15 protein-coding genes are annotated in these 16,242 nt (G+C 65.3%); 10 read left to right on the top strand and 5 right to left on the bottom strand.

The genetic code is table 11. The features are described 5' to 3' along the window. Nucleotides 1-161: 161 nt before the first annotated feature. The 4 genes from ACAD63_RS21835 to ACAD63_RS21820 all read left to right on the top strand — a co-directional run bounded on the left by ACAD63_RS21835 (nt 162) and on the right by ACAD63_RS21820 (nt 4,846). Entirely contained in the window at nt 162-845 is a 684-nt protein-coding gene (locus tag ACAD63_RS21835; RefSeq protein ID WP_434033255.1) for a type 1 glutamine amidotransferase domain-containing protein, read from the top strand. Nucleotides 846-1,020: 175 nt separating this feature from the next. After that, nucleotides 1,021-1,674, top strand: a complete 654-nt coding sequence (locus tag ACAD63_RS21830; protein WP_434033254.1) for a hypothetical protein — start codon at nt 1,021-1,023, stop codon at nt 1,672-1,674. A gap of 128 nt (nt 1,675-1,802) precedes the next feature. Continuing rightward, nucleotides 1,803-3,635 carry a lipase family alpha/beta hydrolase gene (locus ACAD63_RS21825; protein ID WP_434033253.1) on the top strand — a complete coding sequence of 611 codons (1,833 nt, stop codon included), beginning with the start codon at nt 1,803-1,805 and terminating at the stop codon, nt 3,633-3,635. Further along, nucleotides 3,632-4,846, top strand: a complete 1,215-nt coding sequence (locus ACAD63_RS21820; RefSeq protein WP_434033252.1) for a T6SS immunity protein Tli4 family protein — start codon at nt 3,632-3,634, stop codon at nt 4,844-4,846. The genes ACAD63_RS21825 and ACAD63_RS21820 overlap by 4 nt, the downstream gene beginning before the upstream one ends. Before the next feature lie 40 nt (nt 4,847-4,886). Here the strand turns inward: ACAD63_RS21820 and ACAD63_RS21815 are convergent, their stop codons facing one another. Then, nucleotides 4,887-5,546, bottom strand: a complete 660-nt coding sequence (locus tag ACAD63_RS21815; RefSeq protein ID WP_135704074.1) for a methyltransferase family protein — start codon at nt 5,544-5,546, stop codon at nt 4,887-4,889. Between the two features lie 156 nt (nt 5,547-5,702). Here ACAD63_RS21815 and ACAD63_RS21810 point away from each other — a divergent pair, with 156 nt between their 5' ends. Further along, the gene (locus ACAD63_RS21810; protein WP_434034036.1) at nt 5,703-6,026 is read left to right on the top strand and encodes a nucleotide pyrophosphohydrolase; all 324 of its coding nucleotides are present in this window, start codon (nt 5,703-5,705) and stop codon (nt 6,024-6,026) included. A 69-nt stretch (nt 6,027-6,095) separates the two neighbouring features. Here ACAD63_RS21810 and ACAD63_RS21805 read toward each other — a convergent pair whose 3' ends face one another. The 3 genes from ACAD63_RS21805 to ACAD63_RS21795 form a co-directional block, all read right to left on the bottom strand. Continuing rightward, nucleotides 6,096-6,953, bottom strand: coding sequence for a hypothetical protein (locus ACAD63_RS21805; protein WP_434033251.1), 858 nt, complete (start codon nt 6,951-6,953; stop codon nt 6,096-6,098). 144 nt (nt 6,954-7,097) lie between these two features. After that, a complete protein-coding gene (locus ACAD63_RS21800; RefSeq protein ID WP_167884577.1) occupies nt 7,098-8,240 on the bottom strand; it encodes a hypothetical protein in 1,143 nt (380 codons plus the stop codon). A gap of 145 nt (nt 8,241-8,385) precedes the next feature. Further along, a complete protein-coding gene (locus ACAD63_RS21795) occupies nt 8,386-9,276 on the bottom strand; it encodes a class I SAM-dependent methyltransferase (RefSeq protein ID WP_434033250.1) in 891 nt (296 codons plus the stop codon). 74 nt (nt 9,277-9,350) lie between these two features. Here ACAD63_RS21795 and ACAD63_RS21790 point away from each other — a divergent pair, with 74 nt between their 5' ends. Beyond that, nucleotides 9,351-9,842 (top strand): helix-turn-helix domain-containing protein, encoded by a 492-nt coding sequence (locus ACAD63_RS21790; RefSeq protein ID WP_434033249.1) that lies wholly within the window; start codon nt 9,351-9,353, stop codon nt 9,840-9,842. On the opposite strand, the gene ACAD63_RS21785 is transcribed toward ACAD63_RS21790, so the two are convergent. Next, nucleotides 9,829-11,628, bottom strand: a complete 1,800-nt coding sequence (locus ACAD63_RS21785) for a methyl-accepting chemotaxis protein (protein WP_135704082.1) — start codon at nt 11,626-11,628, stop codon at nt 9,829-9,831. The two genes, ACAD63_RS21790 and ACAD63_RS21785, sit on opposite strands and share 14 nt — an antisense overlap. 279 nt (nt 11,629-11,907) lie before the next feature. Here ACAD63_RS21785 and ACAD63_RS21780 point away from each other — a divergent pair, with 279 nt between their 5' ends. The 4 genes from ACAD63_RS21780 to ACAD63_RS21765 all read left to right on the top strand — a co-directional run bounded on the left by ACAD63_RS21780 (nt 11,908) and on the right by ACAD63_RS21765 (nt 16,213). Then, nucleotides 11,908-13,110 carry a DUF4382 domain-containing protein gene (locus ACAD63_RS21780; RefSeq protein WP_135704083.1) on the top strand — a complete coding sequence of 401 codons (1,203 nt, stop codon included), beginning with the start codon at nt 11,908-11,910 and terminating at the stop codon, nt 13,108-13,110. Nucleotides 13,111-13,260: 150 nt separating this feature from the next. Continuing rightward, nucleotides 13,261-14,172, top strand: a complete 912-nt coding sequence (locus ACAD63_RS21775; protein WP_135704084.1) for a DUF72 domain-containing protein — start codon at nt 13,261-13,263, stop codon at nt 14,170-14,172. A gap of 22 nt (nt 14,173-14,194) precedes the next feature. Next, nucleotides 14,195-15,616: an ATP-dependent RNA helicase DbpA gene (gene dbpA / locus ACAD63_RS21770; protein ID WP_133096671.1), complete on the top strand. Its 1,422-nt coding sequence runs from the start codon at nt 14,195-14,197 to the stop codon at nt 15,614-15,616. 156 nt (nt 15,617-15,772) lie between these two features. Next, nucleotides 15,773-16,213: a CBS domain-containing protein gene (locus ACAD63_RS21765; RefSeq protein ID WP_133096672.1), complete on the top strand. Its 441-nt coding sequence runs from the start codon at nt 15,773-15,775 to the stop codon at nt 16,211-16,213. Nucleotides 16,214-16,242: the final 29 nt, after the last annotated feature.

Raw genomic sequence — 16,242 nt, 5'->3', positions numbered from 1 at the left:
TGATTTTGAAGCCGCATCGTCCATGCTTACCAAGGTCCATGCGCATCAAGCAAGCCACGGTTGCTGCATGCCGTCCCACCCACGACGCAGCGCCGGCAATCCGTCGCCGTTGCGCCGCTTCAGCCCCATGGACTCGTGCTCCCCCCACCTGGAGATCCGTCATGAAAGTCCTGATTGTCCTGACGTCTCACGACCAACTCGGCGATACCGGCGAGAAGACCGGGTTCTGGCTGGAAGAACTGGCCGCACCCTACTACGTGTTGAAGGATGCCGGCGTCGAGGTGACGCTTGCTTCCGTGAACGGCGGGCAGCCCCCGCTCGACCCGAAGAGCAATGACCCTTCCTTCCAGACCCACGCGACTCGCCGCTTTGACGGCGATGCGGAAGCCAAGGCGGCACTCGCGGCGACGATCAAGCTGTCGGAGGTCTCGGTGGACGGGTACGACGCCGTGTTCTATCCGGGCGGCCACGGGCCGATGTGGGACCTTGCCGAGGACTCGCACTCGAAGGACCTGATCGAGCGCATGATCGCCACAGGCAAGCCGGTCGCACTGGTCTGCCATGCACCCGGCGTGCTGCGTCATGTGAAGGCGAAGGACGGCAGCCCCCTGGTCAAGGGCAAGAACGTCACGGGTTTCACGAATAGCGAGGAACAAGCGGTCGGACTGGCCGAAGTCGTGCCTTTCCTTGTCGAGGACATGCTGAAGGCAAGCGGCGCCAATTTTTCCAAGGCTGCGGACTGGCAACCGTACGTGGTCACGGACGGCTTGCTGATCACGGGACAGAACCCGGCGTCCTCGGACCCCGTTGCCAATGCGCTGCTCACGCACTTGAAGCATGGCTGATGAGACGAGATAGGGGCCGGGAGCACGATCAGGGCCGATGGGCGTCTTCGCGAGCGGCGATGCCAGACGAGATTCGGGAAAATTCCGTATGCAATTTGGATTCGCGCTATTGAGTGAGTGTCTGACGTAGGCTTTGATATTCGATTCCCATCGACTGGCGCCAGCCACTCCCCAGATGACGAATCGCATCCACCGCAGAACACTTCTCACCCTGGCGGCCCTCACATTGCTTGGCACTGGCGGATGCGCCACCAAGGCCTTGATGGACAAGGCGACTAAAACCGAGTACCGGCGATACGAGGAGACGGTCAGCCAGGTGCTGGTCACCGCGGACGGCAAGAGGCTGGCGGTTCTTGGTCCGAAATATCACTACATCTTCGATGTACCGGAGGGTTTGGTGCAGTTGCTGGACTCGCCGCTGCACCGGAAAATGTCGGCCCGCTTTGATGTCTTTAACGTCAAGGCAAATGGCGATGTCGAAGGGCCGTTTGCCTTGATTCTCGAGCAGGCAAGCCAGGAGGACCGGCTGGCCGCCAAGGCGTTCGGATTCACCGATTTATCGACGACCCGCGCGGTGCGGTGGTTTGCCTTGCAAGGCTCCCGCTACTCCGCTGCCAAATTCAGCATGCCGGCGGGCACCAGGCCATTGAATCAGCCTTACCGGGTCGAGGTCAGGGAAGCGCTGCCGAACGGCACGAGGGAAGCGCTGGTTGTCATGACGCCACTGACGGTTGCTGCGGATGGCGCCTTGATTCTGCTGGCGATCCCGCTGATACCGCTGGCACTAGTGGTGATGCGCGACTTGCAAACACTACCCATCGGTTTCTGATCTACAGCCCACGACTAGCATCGTTGAGATGACGTCGATTCCTACCAGCTGACCAGAGCAATCCGATACCTGCCTCTGCGGGCGCTGGCTATAAAGGAGCTCCACCTCTCACACGGCGGAAGTGCTCTATGGAATCTGATCGCATCTACCTGAAAACCGGCGAGGAAATCGGTGGGCACGCCGGTGCCACCATTGCCCTGACGCCTTCGACCGACAAGCGGCGCGTGAGCCTGCAGGTGCCGCCTGCCAGGGTGATTCCCATCATCTTTCTGCCGGGCATCATGGGCAGTAATTTGCGCATGAGCCGCACGCGCCAGAAGGAGATCGGGCGTACTGACAACATCGCATGGCGTCCCGACGACCGTTGGGACGCCCTTGCACGTCGCAGGGATTCGCCAGCCCTGCGGCAACGGAACTTCGACCCCGACGCGACCGAAGTGGACCGTTATGAAATCACCGAGGATGCCGGCAAGTTCGACATGACCGGCGCGGAAACGGTGGACTCCGACAAGCGTCACAGCAATGTGCCGGACGGACTGCCCGATATCGGCTTGCTGATGAGCGCACCGTTACCGCCAGCCGGCGAGGAATGGAAAGCCAGGCGCGGCAATCATGAATCCACGGCGGCGCAGAAGGCGCGCTGGCGCGGATGGAGCGAAGTCATGTTCGAGACGTACGGCACCGTGATCAAGCTGCTGGAGGCGCATATGAACGACATGTTGGTCCCATCGTCCAAGGAGCTCTCGCCAACCTGGAAGCAAGGCAGGAAGGTAAAGGTGCTGGGCGTCGCTCCCGCCTACTGGGGCGGCGCGGGCGATGCGCTGACCGAGGACGATATCCGGCGCGTGTCGAACTGCTGGTACCCGGTCTACGCGATGGGCTACAACTGGCTGCAAAGCAACGGTACGTCGGCGCGGAAGATTGCCAGTCGCATCGACGAGATCATCGGAATGTACAAGGCCAATGGGCGGAAGTGCGAGAAGGTGATCGTGGTCACTCATTCCATGGGCGGGCTGGTTGCCCGCGCGCTGCTACATCCGGACTACGGCAACGCGAAGGACAAGATTCTCGGGATCTACCACGGTGTACAGCCAGCACTTGGAGCCGGGGCGGCCTACCGGCGCGTGCGCGCAGGCTTCGAGGCGCAGACCAGTCTGTCTGGGGAGCTTACGCGGGATGTCTTGGGCAGAACGGGCAAGGAAGTGACGGCAGTCTTTGCCAATGCTTCCGGGGCATTGGAACTCTTGCCGAACGCCTCATATCCGCGCGGCTGGTTGCGTCTGCAAACATGCGACTACCGCCAGGTGATGGCGTTGCCGATCGTGTCGGATGAACCATTGAAAGCGTACCGGGATGATCTGGAACTGCACCGCACGCTGGGCGCGAGTAAGCCAGCGGCGCCGGTGGCTGTTGGCGATCCGGTCTATGACATCTATGGGCGCAACCCGGAGTGCTGGTGGCGGCTGCTGAATCCGACGTGGATAAATCCTGCTAACAAACCGTATCGTGAGATGGATCCGGCTACTCGCGCCAAAGTGAAGATTGAGGCGGCACAGAAATTCCACGCGGATATCAAGAACTTGTATCACCCCATCACCTACGCCAGCTATGGTCATGACGATTACCAGAAGGCCTATGGCAGTGTGACGTGGCGCGCGGACACTGCCGATCTGGCGCCGCACGGAAACCCGCTCTCGTGGACGCTCGAGAGAGAAGACGCCGAAGGCCGCATCGTTGTTCGTACTGCGAGCGCCGAGCCATTGACGCTGCGCCTGGCGTCCCCGGAGGACGCAGGGGACCAGACCGTGCCGGCCAAAGCCTCAGCCGAAGCTGTGCGCGGTACGCTGTTCCGGCAGACCGGCTACGAGCATCAGGACAGCTATAAGAATGACCTGGTATTGGCGAGTACGCTGTATTCGATCATCAGGATCGCCAACACTGCCGAATGGTGGGATCAATGATCCGCCGAGCCCTAACCATCACCCTGGCCGCCCTGCTTCTCGCGGGCTGCCAATCGCATGCCTATCCGGAGAAGAACATGTCGGAACCCGCTGCGCTGTCGCCACGCTTGCAGGCGCTCTTTGCCAAGACTAAGCAGGTTTGCTTTGGACGCTACGTGATGGAGGTCCCTGCGGAAGCGAAGCTGCTGTGGGGATTCCAGGAGTTTCCTGGCGAGATTGTGACTCACGTCGGAGCTGCTGGCCACATGAAGGAGATGGCGGAAGCCTATCGTGCCAAGGAGTTGGCCAAGAGCAAGACTGCCGAGATTACATTTTTTGGACCTGGCGCAACTATCAATAGCCTCCAAATACGCTCGTTTGAAAGTGATATAGCCAAGCAATATGGCGCTGAAGAGACGTATACATTTGTTTCCGCGGGGCCCCACCTTTTTGAATGGTCTGGCGGTCGAAAGAATGCCGACTTAGTTCGCGCACTTCGACCACGCGACAATGCGTACATTCCAACCGCTCCAGGCGTCTGCATCGACCACGGCTTCGTCGCGGACGCATCCGGCACATTCCAGGAAATCTTCAGCGCAGGTATCCGTCTGCCAAGCTTTCCGGATGTCAGCTTTTCGGTGGACTCCAACAAGCTGGCGACCGTTGACGACACCGATGACGTCGGATTGCTGGCCTCGATCGCCCAGCAAAAGAAGGATCTCGGCCACCGCTATCCAAAGCTGACGACCTTGCGGGAACGCAAGCGTACGGTCGGCGTCTGGCAGGGCGAGGAATCGCTGGTCCGCCGTGCGGATGGCACGCATGACTTCGAATGGGAGGCCGTGGGCAAGGAACGCTCAACGCTGCACCCCGCCTGGATCAACGCGAAGATGTACACGAAGGTGGCCGCCAATCGTGTCGGGGCCGCTGACACGGCATCGTTGAGCGACGAGGAAGCCATTGCCCTCTGGAACAGGCTGCTGGATGGCGTGCGCTTTCGCGTCAACGCGCCGCCGACGCAGACGGGTGGTCCCGTCACGGTGCGCTCGGACGAGATCACGCCCTTGTCTGGCATGTGGCGCGCCTCGCTTCCGCCCGGGCACCCGCAGGCAGCGTGGGTGGCCAGCAAATCCAGCATCGTCAGGCAGAAAGGCATGCCGATGGTCCGCTTCGGGCTGTCGCCCGCCGACGAAGCGCTGGTGGTGTGGACGTGGATGGGCGAGGCTCATTGAATGAGCCGCTGCACTGCTGCACGGCGCGATGGACGACCGTCTAATACACCCCCGGCACCATCCGCCACGTCCGCCCACAGTACGCCGCATACTCATCGCCAAACTGATCGAGCAACAACGCCTCTTCCGCGCGGATGCGCGCTACCAGCACAGGCACCATCGCCAGTGTCAGCAACACCCCCACGCCTGAGCGGAACCCGAGTACCCACCCCAGCGAACTGATCACGAACCCGAGATAGCTCGGATGCCGGATCACGCCATAGATGCCGGTCGTCACCAGCGTATGCCCGGGCTGTATCGCCACCAGCCCGCTGAACCGCCGCCCGAGCACGAACACCGGCCACAAGCGCAGCACGCCGCCAGTGGCAAACAAGGCCACGCCGATCCAGCGCACGGTATCGCCGTCCAGCGTCCAGAAGCCGATGCGGTCGGTATAGGCCGGCAGGTAAGCCGCAAGCAGCCCCAGCACGCCGAACGCGCCCAGCACCCAGCGGTTGCCGCGGTCTTCGCGCATGCCGCTGCTGATGTTGCCGCCCGAGAACAGCGCGGCCACGGCCAGTGCAAACAGCACGATGGTGAGTGCCACGCGCGCGGGATGCGCGAAGAAGGCGCCGATGCCGCCCCAGCCTGCGATTGCGATGGCCAGGTAGGCAACGGTGCCGGCGAGGGTGGCGAATGCCAGGCCGGGAGTCGGGCGCATGGAGACCTCCGCTGCGACGATCGATGCACCTGTGTAGCGTAAGCCCGGCAGGCGGGGCTGTCGAGCGGGCGTGGTCGTGCTTAAATTGCGGGTTTCACCCTGCTGCCGATGCACCGACGTCGCAAGGGGGCCATGAAACGCCAACGCCATCCCGCCATGCCACTGATCGATATCCAGAACCTCCAGCAAGCCGCCTTTGCCTTTGGCGAGGCCCGCAACTGGGGCAAATACCACAGCCCCAAGAACCTGGCGATGGCGCTGAGCGTCGAGGTGGCCGAGCTGGTCGAGATCTTCCAGTGGCAGACCGAGGACGAGTCGCGTCAGGTCATGTCGACGCACAAGCGTGAGCATGTGGAGCAGGAGCTGGCCGATATCACCATCTACCTGACGCAGCTGGTGACGGCGCTGGGTGTGGACCTTGACGCCGCGGTGCGCGCCGAGATGGAGATGAATGCCCGGAAGTATCCGTTGCCGGAGTGAGCGGGCGGGTTGCATGCGCTGACATCGGCAACGCAGGCCTGCGTCGCATTGCGCGACGGCGGCGCGGCCTCATGAGCCGGATGCTCCCAGGATGCATAAGAACAGCACCGCATTCAGCACCAACAGTCCGCTGACCGTCAGCGCCATGGCCGATGCGTCGCGCAGGCGCTCGCGCAGGCGGTGCCCGCCCGGCAGCCATTCCCCACGCGTCCTGCGGGACCAGCAGCAAATGCCCGCGCCGCACATGCCCAGCCACGCCAGCGTGCCAAGCGATTCCCATCCGCTTTGCCGGGGTGCCTGCGCGCGCGGCGGCGACGTACGTAGCGGTATGGAAGCCGGGGGCGGACGATCGACTGCGGCGCGGGGGACGGGGTCTTCAAGAATTCCCGATTCGACTACGGGACCAGGCGGAGGCTGCGGCGCGATGTCCGGTGGCGCTGGCTGCGGCTCGTTCGGCCGCGTTAGCCTGGGCGCCATCTTTGGTGCCGCTTGCGGCTCGTTCTTCGCAATGCTGTGCACGGGCGCCTCGGGTTGCGACGCGGTGGCGCGAGGCTCCGGCTTGCGGTTCCGGTGCGGGCGCCAGCTGGCAAAGACGTTGTCCAGGCATGCCACCGACGTGCAGGCATCCCGGCGCCGGCGCCATGCGATGACCTCGTCCTGCCCGATTACCCCGGCGCGCAGCAGTCGCTGCTGCTGCGCATGAATGCGTTCGTGATTGCGATAGAGCATCGCGTAGTCGCAGATCAGGGTGGCGGCGCTTGGTTGCCGGTGCTCCCTGCACGGGCTGCCGGAGGCGAACAGATCGTCGCAGCGCGCGGCTGGCTGACGCAGCGTGTGCTTGCAGGCGATATCCGACGCCTGCGCACCGGCGGTGAGCAGAAGGTTGATCGAGATGCAAACGGCCAGTTGGCCCGGAAGCCTTGTCATGCTGTCGCCCGGGGCAAGCCGAGGGAGGCGGCGCAAGCGGGGCGTCGATGGGCTCCTATTCTGGGGCTCTGCGGCGGATGTTCGGTGCGGTCGCGCACGGAACGGCAGGGGTATCCCGGCCTGAGCGCAAGGCCATGACCGGCGTTACGCCAGGATCCAGAACAGCACGATGCTGTTCACGGCGATCAGTCCCGCCGATACCAGCACGATCCGCGCCGCGGTCCGCGTCCGTTCGCGTCGGCGCGCGGCATCCGGCAGCCATTCAATCCGCCGCCTCCGGCACCACCAGGCCAGGCACACCCCGCACAGCCCCAGCCACGCCAGCGCGACAAGCGTTTCCCATCTGCGTGGCAAGGTGCCATCCACGGGGTAGGCGGGGGTCCATAGGGTGGCTGGGCCGCGAGGTGGCTGATGGATCGCAACCGAGGCGATGGGGCGCTCAGGGGTTTCTCTTCCGGTCGCGGCCTCGGGCCTGAGCTGTGGCGCGGGCACTGAGGCGGAATCCGGGAGCGGCGGGTCGATCGTGACCGGCGCGATGGGAAGCGCCTTGATGTTCCTGTCGGCCACAGGCTCAGGCGGAAGCTGCGGCGCAGGTGGTGAGACGGTATCGGGGAGCGATCGGTTCTTCTCGACAGGGGCGGGCTGTTCCCGGCTTTCTGTAGACGCCACGGCCGCAGCCGGCAGCGTGTCCCGCTGCTGCCGTTCGTGCCGCTCTTCCTGCTGCCCCTCCTGCTGCCTCTCCTGCTGCCTCTCCTGCTGCCTCTCCTGCTGCTTCACCCGCGGCTCCGGCTTCCCGACAGGCGTAGGCTGCCGGACCTCAGCCTTCTGTCCGGCAGCATCCGGCTTGCTCTTCCTGGTAGCGCGCGCGGGTTGTGCAGGCACCCCCGGGGGCGCGTCGGCGGCGGCGGGAATGGGTTTCTGCCTCGCGTAGTCGCGCCAGTTGGCGAAGGCCCTGTCCAGGCACGGCACCGAGGTGCAGGCATCCCGTAGCCTTCGCCATGCGGCGATATCGTCCGGCCCGAACTCCCCGGTGCGCAAGCCCTGCAACTGCTCGGCGTAGACGCGTTCATACGCGCCGCGGAGCATTGTGTAATCGCAAATGAGGGCCGCGCCACTGGGCGGCTTGTCCGCATGCCTGCACGTATTCCCTGGGGCCGACTGGCCGTCGCAGCGGGCGGCCTGCGAACCCAGCCCATGATGGCAGGCAATATCCGACGCCTGCGCACCCGTGGTGAGCATCAGGCTGAACGCGACGCAGGCGGCCAGTCGGCCAGGAAGCCTTGCCATGCAATTTTCCCGCAGTAGCGGGATGCGGTGCGCGATGGCGCCGAAGGGTTCCTATTCTCGACCTGCACAACGGAAGCTCGGTGCGGTAGCGCACTCAACCCAGGCATTCCCGGTCGTGGAGTGCGGCAGGCCCGAAACCGTGGCGTCAGCCATGCTCAGTTGCGTGCTCTGCCTCCGGGCCGGCGGGCGCCCGCGCAGTAATCATCCAGCAGGCTGCGGTGAAGGGCACGGTCTCGCCCTGCACATAGGGCCTGAAGGCGTTGCCGACGACTTCGACAACCTGGGCACGCGTGACTGCGTCTGCGTCGCGCAGCGCCAGGCCGACGGGGCCCAGGCTCGTGAAGTAGTCTTCCAGCGCGTGCGCCGGCAGCGCGCATGCCACGTCGACCGGCGTGATGTCGATGGCGGTCCAGCCGCTGTCCTCGAGGATGGACCGCACCAACTGGCGATCGCCGAACGCGAACTGGCCAGGCCCACCCGGCTGGCGGGGTGGCAGGTTCGGCAACAACGGCGCAGCGGCGCGCTCGGCAGTGGTCATGAAGGGGTTGTCCGCCGCGCTGCGCCAGGCGATGCAACGCAACGCGGCGCCCGGCTTTGCGGCACGCCGCAGGTTGGCAAACGCGGCGACCGGGTCGGTGAAGAACATCACGCCAAGGCGCGACACGATGGCGTCAAAGCTGCCTGGCGCGAAGGCATGGGCTTGTGCATCCGCGTGGACGAACGTGGCCGGCACGCCTTCCCGTTGCGCGCGCGACCGCGCCACGTCCACCAGCGGGCCGGAGATGTCGATGCCCGTGCAATGCCCGCGCGCACCGGTCAGCCGCGCGAGGGCCAGCGTCGTAGCGCCCGCACCGCATCCTACGTCGAGCAAGTGCTGCGCCGTGCCGGCATCGACCGCGCCGGCCAGCAGCGCTTCCATCGGCTGGAGCATCCGGTCAAGCAGCGCCTGGTGCGCTACCCATGCCTGGCCGGTCGGGCCGTTCCACAGCGCGGCTTGTTCGCCGGCGCCACTGCTTGTTGCCTGCTTGTCACCCATGGTTGTGTCCTCCTGCACGCCATCGCGGCGGCGAAGCTACACTGTGCTAGTTCAAGTCAACTTGAGGTCAAGCGGTGACAAGCCTGGATATCGCCGAAGTGGCGCAGCAGGCGGGCGTGCCTGCGTCGACGCTGCGCTTCTATGAGGAAAAGGGCCTGATCGCCCCGATCGGCCGGCGTGGCATGCGGCGCGTGTACGACGCCGCGGTGCTCGAACGCCTGGCGCTGATCGCGCTCGGGCGGGCGGCGGGATTCTCGCTGGACGACATCGCCCGGATGTTCTCGCGGCAGGGCGGGCCGCAGATCGACAGGAAGCTGCTCGCCGCCAAGGCCGATGAGCTGGACCGGACCATCCGGAAGCTGATGGCGATGCGGGACGGATTGCGGCACGCGGCTGCGTGCCCGGCGCCGAGCCATATGGAATGCCCGACGTTCCGGCGGATTCTTGGTGCGGCGGCATCGGGGGCGATATTGGCGGGCGCCGCAAACGTACGGCCGCCGCTTAAGCCGGCGCGAAGGCGGCCTGCGGCCAGCCTTCGCGTGGCCAGCCCCCTTACCCCAGCCTGAACTGCCCCACCGCCCCCGCCAGGCTTCCCGCCTGCGTCTGCAATGCCGCGGCCGCCGCGGTCGACTGCTCCACCAGCGCCGCGTTCTGCTGGACCATCTCATCGAGCTGGCTGACCGCTTTATTCACTTCTTGAATGCCGCGTGTCTGTTCCATCGATGCGTGAGTAATCTCGTTAATAATTCCGGTCACCTTCGACACGTTGCTGACGATCTCGTCCATGGTCTCGCCGGCGCGCCGGACCTGGCCCGAGCCGGAGGTGACACTGCCCACCGTGGACTCGATCAGCGTCTTGATCTCCCTGGCTGCCTGCGCACTGCGCTGGGCCAGCGCGCGCACCTCGCCCGCGACCACGGCAAAGCCCCGGCCCTGGTCGCCCGCACGCGCGGCTTCCACGGCGGCATTCAACGCCAGGATATTGGTCTGGAAGGCGATGCCTTCGATCACGCCGATGATGTCCGAGACCTTGACCGAGGCGTTCTCGATCTGGCCCATGGTGGCGATGACTTCGCCGATCACCACGCCGCCATCGGCGGCCACGCGCGAGGCGGTGCTGACCGACTCGTTGGCATGCTGCGCCGAGTTGGCCGACTGGCTGACGGTGGCTGTGATTTCTTCCATCGACGCCGCGGTCTGCTCCAGGCTGGCGGCGGCGGATTCGGTGCGGCGCGACAGGTCGATATTGCCGGCGGCGATCTCGTCGGACGCGGCGCGCACGGATTCGCTGGCTTCGCGGATCTGGCGCATGGTGGTGCAGAGCTTGTCGGCAAAGGTGTTGAAGGCGCGCGCGATCTGCGCGACTTCGTCGTTGCCGTGCGCCGGCAGGCGCTGGGTCAGGTCGCCGTCGCCGGAGCCGATGGCGTCCATGGCGTCGCGCACGGTGCCGAGGCCGCGCAGCGACATGGTCGCCACGCCCCACACCACGATGGCCGCAACGCCGGCGATCAGCACCAGCGCGATCACCGAGGCGATCAGCACCGAGCGCATGCCGGCGGTGGCCTCGGCCTTGTCGAGCGCGACGATGACCATCCAGTCGGTGCCGGGGATGGCGCGCGCTCCGAGCAGCTTGGCGCTGCCGCCGACATCGACCTGCAGCGGCGTTGTCGCACCGGCCAGCGTGCCGAGCTTGTCCGCGGTCAGCGCGGGGATGAGGTCGGTGACGGGCTTGAGCGTGAGCTTGTCGTCGGTATGCGCGACGATCTCGCCGGACTTGGCGACCAGCATGCCGAAGCTCGCCGGCGTCGGATGGATCGCCTTGACGTTGGCGACCACGGTGTCCATGGCGACGTCGCCCGAAACCACGGCCTTGATGCCGCCGTCGCGGATCACCGGCACGGCGAAGGCCACCACCAGCTTGCCGGTGCCGGCATCGACATAAGGCGGCGTGACCACCGGCTTGCCGGCCGCGGCGGCCTGCTTGTACCATGGGCGGCCGGTGGGATCGTAGTCGGGCGGGATGCCTTCGGGCTTGGAGAACTTGGCGGTCTTGTCGGCATAGCCGACGTAGACGTTGGCAAAGCGGCCGGCATCGGCAATCTGCCTGAGCGCGGCATCGGGTTCGGGCTGCAGCACGGCGTCCTGCAGGGAATTGATCATCTGGCTGTGCGACGCCACCCATTCGACGATGGCGCTGGTGTGGCCGCTCTGCACGGCGGCCAGGCTGCTGTCGATGGCGTCTTCGTTGTAGCGGCTGGCGACGGACTGGTTCAGCGCCGTATTGATGGCGAGCGCGGCCACGACAATGGCCACGCACAGGGCCATGATCCGGGCGCGGAGGGTATTAAACATCGGGGGAGTTCCTTCGTAGGGAATCGTTGGGGGCGTTTGTTCGTGGGATTTCCACCCCGCTGTATACGGTGCACCCGCTTGCCGACTTGAGGCAGGAAGGCGAGATGTTGGGGAATTCACCGAAGTTGATGACGCAACGTACCCACTTGCTGTGTGATCGGAGCGTCGTTCAGGATACTGAGGCGAGGCTTCCTTACAACGCATTACAAAGGCTTACACCGGGTATGCGTTTCGCAGCATATTCTCCGATCAACCTATGACAAAAATTGGAGAGACACCGTGCTGAACCTTTCACACTCATCCACGCCGCTGCGCATCCTGGCGCTGAGCGGCGCGCTCGCGCTGGCCGCTTGTGGCGGCGGCGGTGGCGATGATTCCGGTGGCCAGGGAACGCTGAAGGTCTCGATGACCGATGCGCCCGCCTGCGGCTATGACAATGTCTTTGTAACCGTCAACAAGGTGCGCGTGCACAGCAGCGCCAATGCCGAGCCCGGCGCCGGCGGCTGGGTCGATATCGACGTGGTGCCCGCGCGCAAGATCGACCTGCTGTCGCTGACCAACGGCGTGCTGACCACACTGGGCCAGACCGTGCTGCCGGCCGGCAACTATCAGCAGGTACGGCTGGTGCTCGACGCGAACCGCGGGGGCGGTTCGGGTGCGCTGGCCAACTCCGTGGTACCCACCGGCGGTACCGAGCAGGCGCTCGATACGCCCAGCGCGGTGCAGTCCGGCATCAAGATCAACCGCTCGTTCACGGTCGCGTCCGGCACGCTCACCGACCTGGTGCTGGACTTCGATGCCTGCAAGTCGGTGGTGACGCGCGGCAACGGCACCTATGGCCTGAAGCCGGTGGTGACGGCGATTCCGACGGTGGTCAGCGGTGCGGTCACCGGCGTGGTGGCCTCGGCCCCGGGCGCACGCGTCTATGCCGAGCGCAACGGCGTGGTGGTGAAGGCGACGGTGGCCGATGCCAACGGCAATTTCACGCTGTCGCCGATCGAGCAGAGCAGCACCGCCGGCGCGGTCGACGTGGTGGTGGTGCCGGGCGAAGCCAATGGCCGTGGCACGGGCATCGTACGCAGCGTGCCGGTTGTGGCGGGCGGCAGCACGGCGATCTCGAATTCGGCATCGCCGATGTCGCTGCCGACTTCCGCGTACCGCCGCGTCTCGGGCACGGTGACGCCGGCTTCGGCCGAAGCGACGCTGCGCGCGCTGCAACTGGTCAACGGCGGCACCTTCGAGATCGCGGCGACCGCCGCGGAAACCAATACCGGTGCCTACAGCCTGTTCGTGACCGAGCGGGCGCTGCCGGTGGCCGCGCCGGTGATCGGCACCTACCAGGCCTCGCTGCCGATCCCGCTGCAGCCTGACGGCGCCGCGGGCGGCAAGTACAGCGTGCAGGCCACCAGCAACAGCGGTGCGGTGGTGACGCAACAGGTCGATGTGAATACTGCCGATGTGATCCAGAACCTGTCGTTCTGAGCGGGCCCGGGTTAACGGGGGACCAGCCGGAAACGGGCGCAAGCCTGCTTCCGGCTTCTTCGTTTCTGGCGCCTGCCCGGTTCGGCATGGCGCCCCGCTGGCCGCGGTTTCCCGCTAGACTTGGACTCTCGCGTCCAGGGAGATCGCGCCATGGCAGCACGCACCGCGGCCAAGTCCGCACCTGCGCCGGCAACTGAGCCGGCGTCTGCGCCGACAGCAGCGCGGCGCAAGCCCGGCGGCCTGTTCCGGGTCGGCATCGGCGGCTGGAATTTCGCACCCTGGCGCGACAACTTCTATCCGGCCAGGCTGCCGCAATCGCGCGAACTGGCCTACGCCAGCCGGCACCTCAGCGCGATCGAAATCAACAGCACTTATCACGGCACGCAAAAGCGTTCGTCGTTTATCAAATGGCGTGATGAAACGCCGGAAGATTTCGTGTTTGCGGTAAAAGCGTCGCGCTTTGCCACCAACCGGCGCGTGCTGGCGGAATCGGCCGAATCGATCGAACGCTTTATCGACAGCGGCATTGCCGAGCTGGGCCCCAAGCTGGGTCCGCTGGTCTGGCAGTTCGCACCGACCAAGCAGTTCGACGGGGAGGACTTCGAAGGTTTCCTGCAACTGCTGCCGGCTTCCGTCGAAGGCGTGAAGCTGCGTCACGTGCTCGAAGTGCGGCATGACAGCTTCATGACGCCGGACTACCTGAAGCTCGCGCGCAAGTACAAGGCCGCCACGGTGTTCACCGATTCGCCGAAATTCCCCTCGATGGCGGATTTGACCGGGGATTTTGTCTATGCGCGCCTGATGGAAAGCAGCGAGAAGCTGAAGACCGGCTATGGCCCCAGTGCGCTCGACGAATGGGCCGGACGCGCGCAGTCATGGGCGCAGGGCGCGCAGCCGGACGACCTGCCGGTGCTCGAAGACCGCAAGCCCGCGGCACCCAAGCGCGGCAAGCGCGAAGTCTTTGTCTTCTTCATCAACGGCGCCAAGGAACGCGCGCCGGCCGCCGCGCAGGCGTTGCTGGAGCGGCTGGGCTGGACGCCGCCCGCCGACGCGGATGCCTGACGCCGGCTCGCTATAATCCCGCATGAACTCGACCCCTGTCCAAGCACCCCCGCAGCCGCAAGCCGGCCCCGCTTTTTCCACCCTCCCGCTGTCGCCCGCCATGCTCGCCACGCTGGCGCAGCTCGGCTACGACGAGATGACGCCGATCCAGGCGGCCAGCCTGCCGATCACGCTGGCGGGCCAGGACCTGGTCGCACAGGCCAAGACCGGCAGCGGCAAGACCGCGGCGTTCGCGCTGGCGCTGCTGAACCGGCTCGATCCGCGCCGCTTCGACGTGCAGGCCATGGTGCTGTGCCCCACGCGCGAGCTGGCCGACCAGGTCACCCAGGAAATCCGCCGCCTCGCGCGCGCCGAAGAGAACATCAAGGTGCTGGCGCTGTGCGGCGGCTCGCCGATGCGCCCGCAGGTGGATAGCCTTATTCACGGCGCGCATATCGTGGTGGGTACACCGGGCCGGATTCTTGATCATATCGATCGCGGCAGCCTGGACCTGGCGGCGATCAACACGCTGGTGCTCGATGAAGCCGACCGCATGCTCGACATGGGCTTCTTCGACGATATCGCTTACGTCGCCAGCCGTTGCCCGAAGGAGCGCCAGACGCTGCTGTTCTCGGCGACGTATCCCGAAGGCATCGACAAGCTGGCCCACAAGTTCCTGCGCAAGCCGCAGTCGCTGAAGCTGGAAGCGACGCACGACAATGCCACCATCCGCCAGCGCTTCTATGAAGTGGAAGAAGGCGAGCGCCTGGGCGCGGTCGGGCGGCTGCTCGACCATTTCCGCCCGGCCAGCACGCTGGCGTTCTGCAATACCAAGGCGCGCTGCCGCGAGCTGGTGGAGCTGCTGCGCGCGCAGGGCTACCAGGCGCTGGCCCTGCATGGCGACCTGGAGCAGCGCGATCGCGACCAGGTGCTGGTGCAGTTTGCCAACCGCAGCTGCTCGGTGCTGGTTGCCACCGACGTGGCCGCGCGCGGGCTGGATATCGCGCAGCTGGAAGCGGTGATCAACGTCGAGATCACGCCCGATCCCGAGGTGCACGTGCATCGCATCGGCCGCACCGGCCGCGCCGACCAGGAGGGCTGGGCGTTCAGCCTGGTCAGCATGGACGAGATGGGACGCGTAGGTAATCTCGAACAGCACCACGGCGGCGAGTTCGAATGGCATTCGCTGGCCGAACTGACGCCCGCGAGCAGTGAGCGCCTGCTGCCGCCGATGGTGACGCTGCAGATGCTTGGCGGCCGCAAGGAGAAGATCCGCCCCGGCGATATCCTTGGCGCGCTGACCGGCGAGGCCGGCTTCACCAAGGAACAGATCGGCAAGATCAACGTGCTCGATATGTCGACCTATATCGCCGTGGAGCGCAGCATCGGCCGCGAGGCGGTGAAGCGGCTCAACGCCGGCAAGGTCAAAGGCAAGAAGGTGAAGGTGCGACTGATGACGGAATAAGTGGAAGCCCGCAGTCGTGGGTGCGCCACAACATCGCTTACAAAGATTCGCGTAAGTCACCCTGTAAGCCGGCGCATTCCTTTGCTACTCTGGTTCCATTGGTCGCAAGGCAGGTAGCGCCAGCCGCATGATTTCTCGACGGAAGAGGAGTTGGTGATGAAAACTGCACGCCAGGTTCTGGAATCCAAGCCGACTCAGGCCATCTACAGCATCCCGCCGACGGCGACGGTCTATGCCGCGCTGCAGCTGATGGCCGAGAAAGGGATCGGCGCCCTGCTGGTCATCGAGCACGGTGACATCAAGGGCATCCTGAGCGAGCGCGACTATGCGCGCAAGGTTATCCTGATGCAGCGTACTTCGCGCGAGACGCTGGTACGCGACATCATGACCACCTCGGTGATCTACGTCAGTGCCGGCCAGAGCACTGACGAATGCATGGCGCTGATGACCAAGCACCGGCTGCGCCACCTGCCGGTGATGGAAAACGATGAACTGGTCGGTATGCTGTCGATCGGTGACCTCGTGAAGGACATCATCTCCGAGCAGCAGTTCATCATCGAGCAGCTGGAGCATTACATCCATGGGGGTGGGCATTAGGCAATGCGTTGGGCTGGTGGGGAATTGAT

Origin of the sequence: Cupriavidus sp. a3, from assembly GCF_051015765.1 — a bacterium.
Taxonomy (GTDB): domain Bacteria; phylum Pseudomonadota; class Gammaproteobacteria; order Burkholderiales; family Burkholderiaceae; genus Cupriavidus; species Cupriavidus oxalaticus_A.
The sequence above is the reverse complement of the archived record's forward strand: the minus strand, read 5'-3'. Positions and strand labels throughout refer to the sequence as shown.

Bases quoted from the DNA above. Each gene is read 5' to 3' on its own strand.
- ACAD63_RS21765 (WP_133096672.1), top strand. From the start codon at position 15,773: ATGAAAACTGCACGCCAGGTTCTGGAATCCAAGCCGACTCAGGCCATC.
- ACAD63_RS21800 (WP_167884577.1), bottom strand. From the start codon at position 8,240: ATGGCAAGGCTTCCTGGCCGACTGGCCGCCTGCGTCGCGTTCAGCCTG.
- ACAD63_RS21820 (WP_434033252.1), top strand. From the start codon at position 3,632: ATGATCCGCCGAGCCCTAACCATCACCCTGGCCGCCCTGCTTCTCGCG.
- ACAD63_RS21775 (WP_135704084.1), top strand. From the start codon at position 13,261: ATGGCAGCACGCACCGCGGCCAAGTCCGCACCTGCGCCGGCAACTGAG.
- ACAD63_RS21835 (WP_434033255.1), top strand. From the start codon at position 162: ATGAAAGTCCTGATTGTCCTGACGTCTCACGACCAACTCGGCGATACC.
- ACAD63_RS21815 (WP_135704074.1), bottom strand. From the start codon at position 5,546: ATGCGCCCGACTCCCGGCCTGGCATTCGCCACCCTCGCCGGCACCGTT.
- ACAD63_RS21805 (WP_434033251.1), bottom strand. From the start codon at position 6,953: ATGACAAGGCTTCCGGGCCAACTGGCCGTTTGCATCTCGATCAACCTT.
- dbpA (WP_133096671.1), top strand. From the start codon at position 14,195: ATGAACTCGACCCCTGTCCAAGCACCCCCGCAGCCGCAAGCCGGCCCC.
- ACAD63_RS21830 (WP_434033254.1), top strand. From the start codon at position 1,021: ATGACGAATCGCATCCACCGCAGAACACTTCTCACCCTGGCGGCCCTC.
- ACAD63_RS21810 (WP_434034036.1), top strand. From the start codon at position 5,703: ATGCCACTGATCGATATCCAGAACCTCCAGCAAGCCGCCTTTGCCTTT.
- ACAD63_RS21825 (WP_434033253.1), top strand. From the start codon at position 1,803: ATGGAATCTGATCGCATCTACCTGAAAACCGGCGAGGAAATCGGTGGG.
- ACAD63_RS21785 (WP_135704082.1), bottom strand. From the start codon at position 11,628: ATGTTTAATACCCTCCGCGCCCGGATCATGGCCCTGTGCGTGGCCATT.
- ACAD63_RS21795 (WP_434033250.1), bottom strand. From the start codon at position 9,276: ATGGGTGACAAGCAGGCAACAAGCAGTGGCGCCGGCGAACAAGCCGCG.